We start from the raw sequence: 6,908 nt of genomic DNA on the forward strand, positions 1-6,908 counted from the left end.
GATCCCCATGAAACACCGGGGCTAGGCTGCGGCTCGGCGGCGACGCCGTTCCGGCCGTGGCAGGGGCCTTGCGGGGGTTCGGTATCGGGTGAGTGCCCGCGGCGGGTGGCCCACGCCGACCGTCCCTCAGGCCGCATCCCCTACACCGCATCCCCTACACCGCAGCCCCTACACCGGAGGTCCCATGTCCGACGCCGACGCCGCACTACACGATGCGCTCGAGTCCGTGGTAGCCCGAAATCCCGGGCAGAAGCTCTTCCGGCAGGCCGTGCACGAGGTGCTCGAGTCTCTCGCCCCCGTGGTCAGGCAGCATCCGGAGTACGTCGAGGGCGGGATCCTCGCGCGGATCGTCGAGCCGGAACGCGTGGTGTCCTTCCGGGTGCCGTGGGTGGACGACTCGGGAACGATCCGGGTTCAGCGTGGTTTCCGGGTCCAGTTCAGCTCGGACCTGGGTCCGTACAAGGGTGGCCTGCGGTTCCACCGGTCCGTTGACGAGGACACCCTGAAGTTCCTCGGCTTCGAGCAGGTCTTCAAGAACGCGCTCACCGGCCTGGACCTGGGCGGCGGCAAGGGCGGCTCGGACTTCGACCCCCACGGCCGGAGTGACGGCGAGGTCATGCGCTTCTGTCAGTCGTTCATGGCCGAGCTCGCCCATCACATCGGGGCGGATCTCGACGTCCCCGCCGGGGACATCGGCGTGGGCGCCCGCGAGATCGGCTACCTGTACGGCCAGTACCGCAAGGTCACCGGCCGGAACGAGGCGGGAGTGATCACCGGCAAGTCGGTCGCCTACGGAGGGTCGTGGGCCAGGACCGAGGCCACCGGGTACGGGCTCGTCTACTACGTCCGTGAGATGCTCCGCGAGTCCGACTTCGGCCTCGACGGGGCGCGGGTGGTCGTGTCCGGTTCCGGCAACGTCGCCCTGTACGCGGCAAGGAAGGCGACACAGCTGGGAGCCACGGTCGTGGCCTGTTCGGACAGCTCCGGTTACGTGGTCGACGAGAAGGGCCTTGACCTGGACCTGCTCGCCGACGTCAAGGACGTGCGGCGGGAGAGGCTCTCGGTCTACGCGCGGGAGCGGGGCGATTGCGAGTTCGTCGAGGGGCGCCCGGTGTGGGAGGTGACGTGCGACATCGCACTTCCCTGCGCGACCCAGAACGAACTCGACGGCGACTCCGCGCGGACCCTGGCCGCGAACGGGTGCCGGCTCGTGGCCGAGGGCGCCAACATGCCCTGCACCGAAGAGGCCGTCGAGGTGATACACGACACGGGTATCCTGTTCGGCCCCGCCAAGGCCGCGAACGCCGGCGGTGTCGCCACCAGTGGGCTCGAGATGCGGCAGAACGCGGGCCGACTGCAGTGGGACTTCGAGCGCGTCGATTCGGAACTCGACCGCATCATGACCAGCATCCACGCCACCACGGCCGCCACCGCCGAGGAGTACGGGAAGCCCGGCGACCTGGCGGCCGGGGCGAACATCGCCGCCTTCCGCCGCGTCGCGGACGCGATGCTCGCGCAGGGCGTCATCTAGTTGTCAGTACATGGAGCCGGTACCGCCCCCGTCCACTGTTTGAGTCGGGCAGACTCATGTTGTGCTGTGATCTGAATCACAACGGGAATCGATCGGCCGGGGCGGTAGTTGTACGGAGCGTCAAACCTCAGCGAGTCCGACTCAACTTGGGTTGACGGCATCCACTCGGAGAGGCAGTGTGGTGTCACTGATCCGAGCCTTGAGCCGGGTCTGCTTAACAACGGAGTTTCGGACCACCCCCGTCCGCGGTCGAGTACGCGGAGAGAAGGAGAACATCATGGGACGTGCAGTCGGTATCGACCTCGGCACCACCAATTCCTGCGTCGCCGTCCTCGAGGGCGGCGAGGCCAACGTGATCGCCAACGCCGAGGGGTCACGCACGACCCCGTCGGTCGTGGCGTTCGCCAAGAACGGCGAGGTCCTCGTGGGCCAGCCCGCCAAGAACCAGGCGGTCACGAACGTCGACCGCACCATCCGCTCGGTCAAGCGCCACATCGGCACGGACTGGAAGTCGGCCTCGATCGACGACAAGAACTACACCCCGCAGGAGATCAGCGCGCGCACGCTGCAGAAGCTCAAGCGCGACGCGGAGTCCTACCTCGGTGAGGACGTGACGGACGCGGTCATCACCGTGCCCGCGTACTTCAACGACGCCCAGCGTCAGGCCACCAAGGACGCCGGCCAGATCGCCGGCCTCAACGTTCTGCGCATCGTCAACGAGCCCACCGCGGCCGCTCTGGCCTACGGACTGGACAAGGGCGACAAGGAGCAGACCATCCTGGTCTTCGACCTCGGTGGCGGCACCTTCGACGTCTCCCTGCTCGACATCGGCGACGGCGTCGTCGAGGTCCGCGCGACGTCCGGCGACAACCACCTCGGCGGCGACGACTGGGACCAGCGGATCGTCGACTGGCTGGTCGACAAGTTCAAGGCACAGAACGGCATCGACCTCACCAAGGACAAGATGGCGCTCCAGCGCCTGCGTGAGGCCGCCGAGAAGGCGAAGATCGAGCTGTCCAGCGGACAGTCCACCTCGATCAACCTGCCCTACATCACGGTCGACGCGGACAAGAACCCTCTCTTCCTCGACGAGACGCTGACGCGCTCGGAGTTCCAGAAGATCACCCAGGACCTGCTCGACCGCTGCCGTCAACCGTTCCAGGCCGTCATCAAGGACGCCGGGATCTCGATCTCGTCGATCGACCACGTGGTTCTGGTCGGCGGTTCGACCCGTATGCCGGCGGTGACCGACCTGGTCAAGGAACTCACCGGGGGCAAGGAGCCCAACAAGGGCGTCAACCCGGACGAGGTCGTGGCCGTCGGTGCCGCGCTGCAGGCCGGCGTCCTCCGCGGCGAGGTCAAGGACGTGCTCCTGCTCGACGTGACCCCGCTGTCGCTGGGCATCGAGACCAAGGGCGGCGTGATGACCAAGCTCATCGAGCGCAACACCACCATCCCCACCAAGCGGTCCGAGACCTTCACCACGGCGGACGACAACCAGCCGTCGGTGCAGATCCAGGTGTTCCAGGGTGAGCGCGAGATGGCCGCGCAGAACAAGCTGCTCGGCTCGTTCGAGCTCGCCGGAATCGCCCCCGCGCCGCGCGGGGTGCCGCAGATCGAGGTCACCTTCGACATCGACGCCAACGGCATCGTCCACGTGACCGCCAAGGACAAGGGAACCGGCAAGGAGAACACGATCATCATCCAGGAGGGCTCGGGCCTGTCCAAGGAGGAGATCGACCAGATGATCAAGGACGCCGAGGCCCACGCGGAGGAGGACCACAAGCGCCGCGAGGAGGCGGACGCCCGCAACCAGGCCGAGTCCACGATCTACCAGACGGAGAAGTTCGTCTCGGAGAACGAGGACAAGGTCCCTGCGGACAAGAAGGAGTCCCTCCAGGCCGCGATCGCCGAGGCCAAGTCCGCCCTCGAGGGTTCGGACGTCGACGCCATCAAGGCCGCCGTGGAAAAGGTCAACACCGAGGCCCAGGCCGTCGGCCAGGCCATCTACGAGGCCGCCGCGGCCGAGGGTGCCGAGGCCGCAGACCCCGGCTCCGCGGGCTCCGCCGACGACGACGTCGTCGACGCCGAGGTCGTGGACGAGGACGAGCCGAAGGAGGGCGACAAGTGACGGAGGTGACCGGAGTGCCCGATCCCGGCGACCCGGAGGCCACCGACGAGGAGGCCGTGGACGAGAAGTACGTCCAGGACGCCCCCGTCGCCCCCGAGGCCGAGATCGTGGCAGAAGGCGCGGCCGACGTCGCTCCCGACGAGGTCGAGGCCGCGGCAGAAGACGACGAGACAGTCAGGGGTGAGTTCCAGTGACCACGCCACACGCTGACGGTCCGGAGACGGACAAGGCCGCCTGGGCCGGTGGTGACGCCGAGGACGTGGCCGCCGCCCGGGCTGTGGACGAGGAGTCCGGCGCCGCGGCCCCGGAGGCCGTGGAAGGGGAGATCGTCGAGGACGATCCCGCCCCGTCCGCCGATGGTGGCGCCGACGAGGGCGCCGGTGATCCGTCGTCACAGGATGCTTCGGCCGCTCTGCAGGCCCAGCTCGATGAGCGGACGGCGGACCTGCAGCGCGTGTCGGCGGAGTTCGCCAACTACCGCCGCCGCGTCGAGCGGGACCGCCAGGCCATCATCGACACCGCCAAGGGGTCGGTCCTCGCCGAGCTCCTGACGATCGTCGACGACCTGGAGCGGGCACGCGCGCACGGGGATCTGGAGGAGGGGCCGCTCAAGGCCTTCGCCGACAGGGTCCACGCCTTGCTGGCCTCCCAGGGGGTCGAGTCCTTCGGCGAGGAAGGCGATGCGTTCGACCCGGCCGTGCACGAGGCCGTGCAGGACGAGTCGGAGGGTTCCGAGCCCGTGCTGGGCACGATCCTGCGCAAGGGCTACCGCCACGGTGAGCGGACCCTGCGATCGGCGATGGTCACCGTCCGCTGACCTGTTCCGACCCACCGCCGGTGTGCGGTCACCCGCACACCGGCGGTCGAGGTGGAGAATGAGTACTCGAGATCTGTCAGACCCGATCAAGGAAGGAGGCGTCTGGTGAGTCAGCGCGAATGGGTCGAGAAGGACTACTACGCCGAGCTGGGCGTCTCCAAGAACGCCACGGCGGACGAGATCCGCAAGGCATACCGCAAGCTCGCGAGCGACAACCACCCGGACAAGAACCCGGGGAACGCGGCCGCCGAGGAGAAGTTCAAGCGGGTCGGCGAGGCCAACAGCGTCATCGGCGACCCCGCCAAACGTAAGGAGTACGACGAGTTCCGGGCGCAGGTCTCCTCCGGAGGGTTCGGTGGCTTCGCGCCCCCGGGGGGCGGCAGGTTCACCACGACCAGCGGCGACTTCGACATCGGCGACCTCTTCGGAGGTGCGGCCGGGGCCGGCGGCGCCGGGGGATCCGGTGGTTTCTCCGACCTCTTCGGTGGCCTGTTCACCCAGAGCCGTGGCGGCGGCGCCCCCGGCGCGGGTCGGGGCCGGGCGCAGCGACCGCAGGGCGGGCAGGACGTCGAGACCTCTCTCACCCTGTCGTTCCGCGAGGCCGCACTGGGCGAGACCGTGCAGATCAGGCTCTCGTCCGCCTCGCCCTGCCTGACCTGTCACGGCAGCGGTGCCCGCCCTGGCACCAGCCCCAAGGTGTGCAGCACCTGTCACGGGGCAGGGGTCACCCAGCGCTCCCAGGGCGCGTTCAGTTTCGCAGAACCCTGCACGGACTGCGGCGGCACCGGATCCAAGATCGACGACCCGTGCCCGGACTGTTCGGGCAGCGGCGTCACCGACCGCGCCCGCACGATCAACGTCAAGGTGCCCGCCGGGGTCCAGGACGGTCAACGCATCCGGCTCTCGGGTCAGGGGGAGGCCGGGTTCCGCGGGGCCCCGTCGGGCGACCTGTACGTCACGGTCACCGTGTCGAAGGACGCCGTGTTCGACCGTGACGGCGCGGACCTGCTGGTGGAGCTCCCGGTCTCCTATCCCGAGCTCGTCCGCGGCGCCCAGGTGTCGGTGCCCACGCTCACCGGACGGGTGACGGTCAAGATCCCGGCCGGGTCCAGGGACGGGCAGATCCTGCGGGTCCGCGGTCGCGGAATCGCACGCAAGACCGGGACCGGTGACCTCAAGGTCACGCTCCGGGTGGCGACGCCCCCCGCCGGGATGGCCGAGGCCGAGCTCGCAGCCTATGACGAGGCGTTGCGGGCGGCGGGCTTCGATCCACGGTCTGGCTGGGCCGGGTCGGCATGAGCCCCCGGCGGGACGTGGGGGACCTGGCCCCGGACGACAGCGTCCTGGTGATCTCCGTGGCCGCCGAGCTGTCGGGCCTGCACGCCCAGACCCTGCGCACCTACGACCGACTGGGGATCGTCACGCCCGAACGCACCAGCGGTGGCGGCCGGCGTTACTCCCTGCGCGACGTGGCGATGCTGCGCGAGGTGCAGCGACTCAGCCAGGACGAGGGCGTGAACCTCGCCGGCATCAAACGCATCATCCAGCTCACCAACCAGGTCGACGCCCTCCAGTCCCGGGTCCGCGAGTTGACCGACGAACTCGCGGAGCTCCGTTCCGGTTCGGGCCGGGGACGCGTCGGCGGTGAACTGGTCCACGTGCCGCGCTCGACCTCGGTCGTGGTCTGGCGACCCCGCCACCAGCGCGGGGACCACTGACGTCCGATCCGGTGGATGATGAACGAATTGTCCTAGGATAGGCTTACCTCTTACAGTGGTCCGGTGACGATCGAGCAGGTGGGCCACACCCGACGGGTGGGCGGGCTGGCGGGGCCTCTCGCCGCCCGTGGCCGTGCGGTGGCCGTGATCAGCGACGACACCACCCTCACCTACACCGATCTCGCCCTCCGGGTCGCCGCCCGCGCAGCCGAGTATCCGTCGCTCGACTCCGGACGACGGATGGTCGGCCTGATCGGGGGCAACACCACCGACTTCCTCATCGACTATCTCGCCGCGCACGAGGCGGGCCACGTCGTCCTGCTCCTGCCGCCGGAGAGCGCGGCCACGCGGGCTCTCGTCGAGTCGTGGACCCCGGACGTCCTCGCGGGCGCGGGTCAGTCGATCCCGGCGTCCGCGCACCACACCCCGCCGCGGCACGACCTGCACCCGGACCTGGCGCTGCTGCTCAGCACCTCGGGGTCCACCGGGTCGCCGAAACTCGTCCGGCAGGCGCGCCGGGCCGTGCTGTCGAATGCCGCGGCGATCGCCGAGTACCTGCGCATCGAGCCCGCTGATCGCGCCATCACCACCCTCCCCCCGCACTACTGTTACGGGCTGTCGGTGATCCACAGCCACCTGCTCGCAGGCGCGTCGGTGGTGCTCAACGAGGACTCCGTGGCGAGCCCGGGGTTCTGGGAGCGCGCGGGCGCA

At 69.3% G+C, this 6,908-nt stretch carries 7 protein-coding genes; all 7 read left to right on the plus strand.

The features are described from left to right. Positions 1–184 precede the first annotated feature (184 nt). Positions 185–1,531, plus strand: coding sequence for an NADP-specific glutamate dehydrogenase (gene gdhA / locus G6019_RS06735; RefSeq protein ID WP_182613700.1), 1,347 nt, complete (start codon positions 185–187; stop codon positions 1,529–1,531). A 277-nt stretch (positions 1,532–1,808) separates the two neighbouring features. Further along, the gene (gene dnaK / locus G6019_RS06740) at positions 1,809–3,662 is read left to right on the plus strand and encodes a molecular chaperone DnaK (protein WP_107757473.1); all 1,854 of its coding nucleotides are present in this window, start codon (positions 1,809–1,811) and stop codon (positions 3,660–3,662) included. Continuing rightward, positions 3,659–3,856, plus strand: a complete 198-nt coding sequence (locus G6019_RS06745) for a hypothetical protein (RefSeq protein ID WP_017838418.1) — start codon at positions 3,659–3,661, stop codon at positions 3,854–3,856. The genes dnaK and G6019_RS06745 overlap by 4 nt, the downstream gene beginning before the upstream one ends. After that, positions 3,853–4,479, plus strand: a complete 627-nt coding sequence (gene grpE, locus G6019_RS06750) for a nucleotide exchange factor GrpE (RefSeq protein ID WP_107757472.1) — start codon at positions 3,853–3,855, stop codon at positions 4,477–4,479. Before G6019_RS06745 ends, grpE begins: the two co-directional genes overlap by 4 nt. Before the next feature lie 105 nt (positions 4,480–4,584). After that, positions 4,585–5,778, plus strand: a complete 1,194-nt coding sequence (gene dnaJ, locus G6019_RS06755; protein WP_107757471.1) for a molecular chaperone DnaJ — start codon at positions 4,585–4,587, stop codon at positions 5,776–5,778. Continuing rightward, positions 5,775–6,197, plus strand: coding sequence for a heat shock protein transcriptional repressor HspR (locus G6019_RS06760; RefSeq protein ID WP_107757470.1), 423 nt, complete (start codon positions 5,775–5,777; stop codon positions 6,195–6,197). Before dnaJ ends, G6019_RS06760 begins: the two co-directional genes overlap by 4 nt. A gap of 63 nt (positions 6,198–6,260) precedes the next feature. Next, positions 6,261–6,908, plus strand: a 648-nt coding sequence (locus G6019_RS06765; RefSeq protein ID WP_182627261.1) for an AMP-binding protein, incomplete at its 3' end; no start/stop codon positions are given.

The organism is Dietzia sp. DQ12-76 (assembly GCF_014145045.1).
Lineage (GTDB): Bacteria > Actinomycetota > Actinomycetes > Mycobacteriales > Mycobacteriaceae > Dietzia.

What these genes read in the sequence shown, in the direction of transcription:
- gdhA (WP_182613700.1), top strand. Translation starts at nt 185, where the DNA reads ATGTCCGACGCCGACGCCGCACTACACGATGCGCTCGAGTCCGTGGTA.
- G6019_RS06760 (WP_107757470.1), top strand. Translation starts at nt 5,775, where the DNA reads ATGAGCCCCCGGCGGGACGTGGGGGACCTGGCCCCGGACGACAGCGTC.
- dnaK (WP_107757473.1), top strand. Translation starts at nt 1,809, where the DNA reads ATGGGACGTGCAGTCGGTATCGACCTCGGCACCACCAATTCCTGCGTC.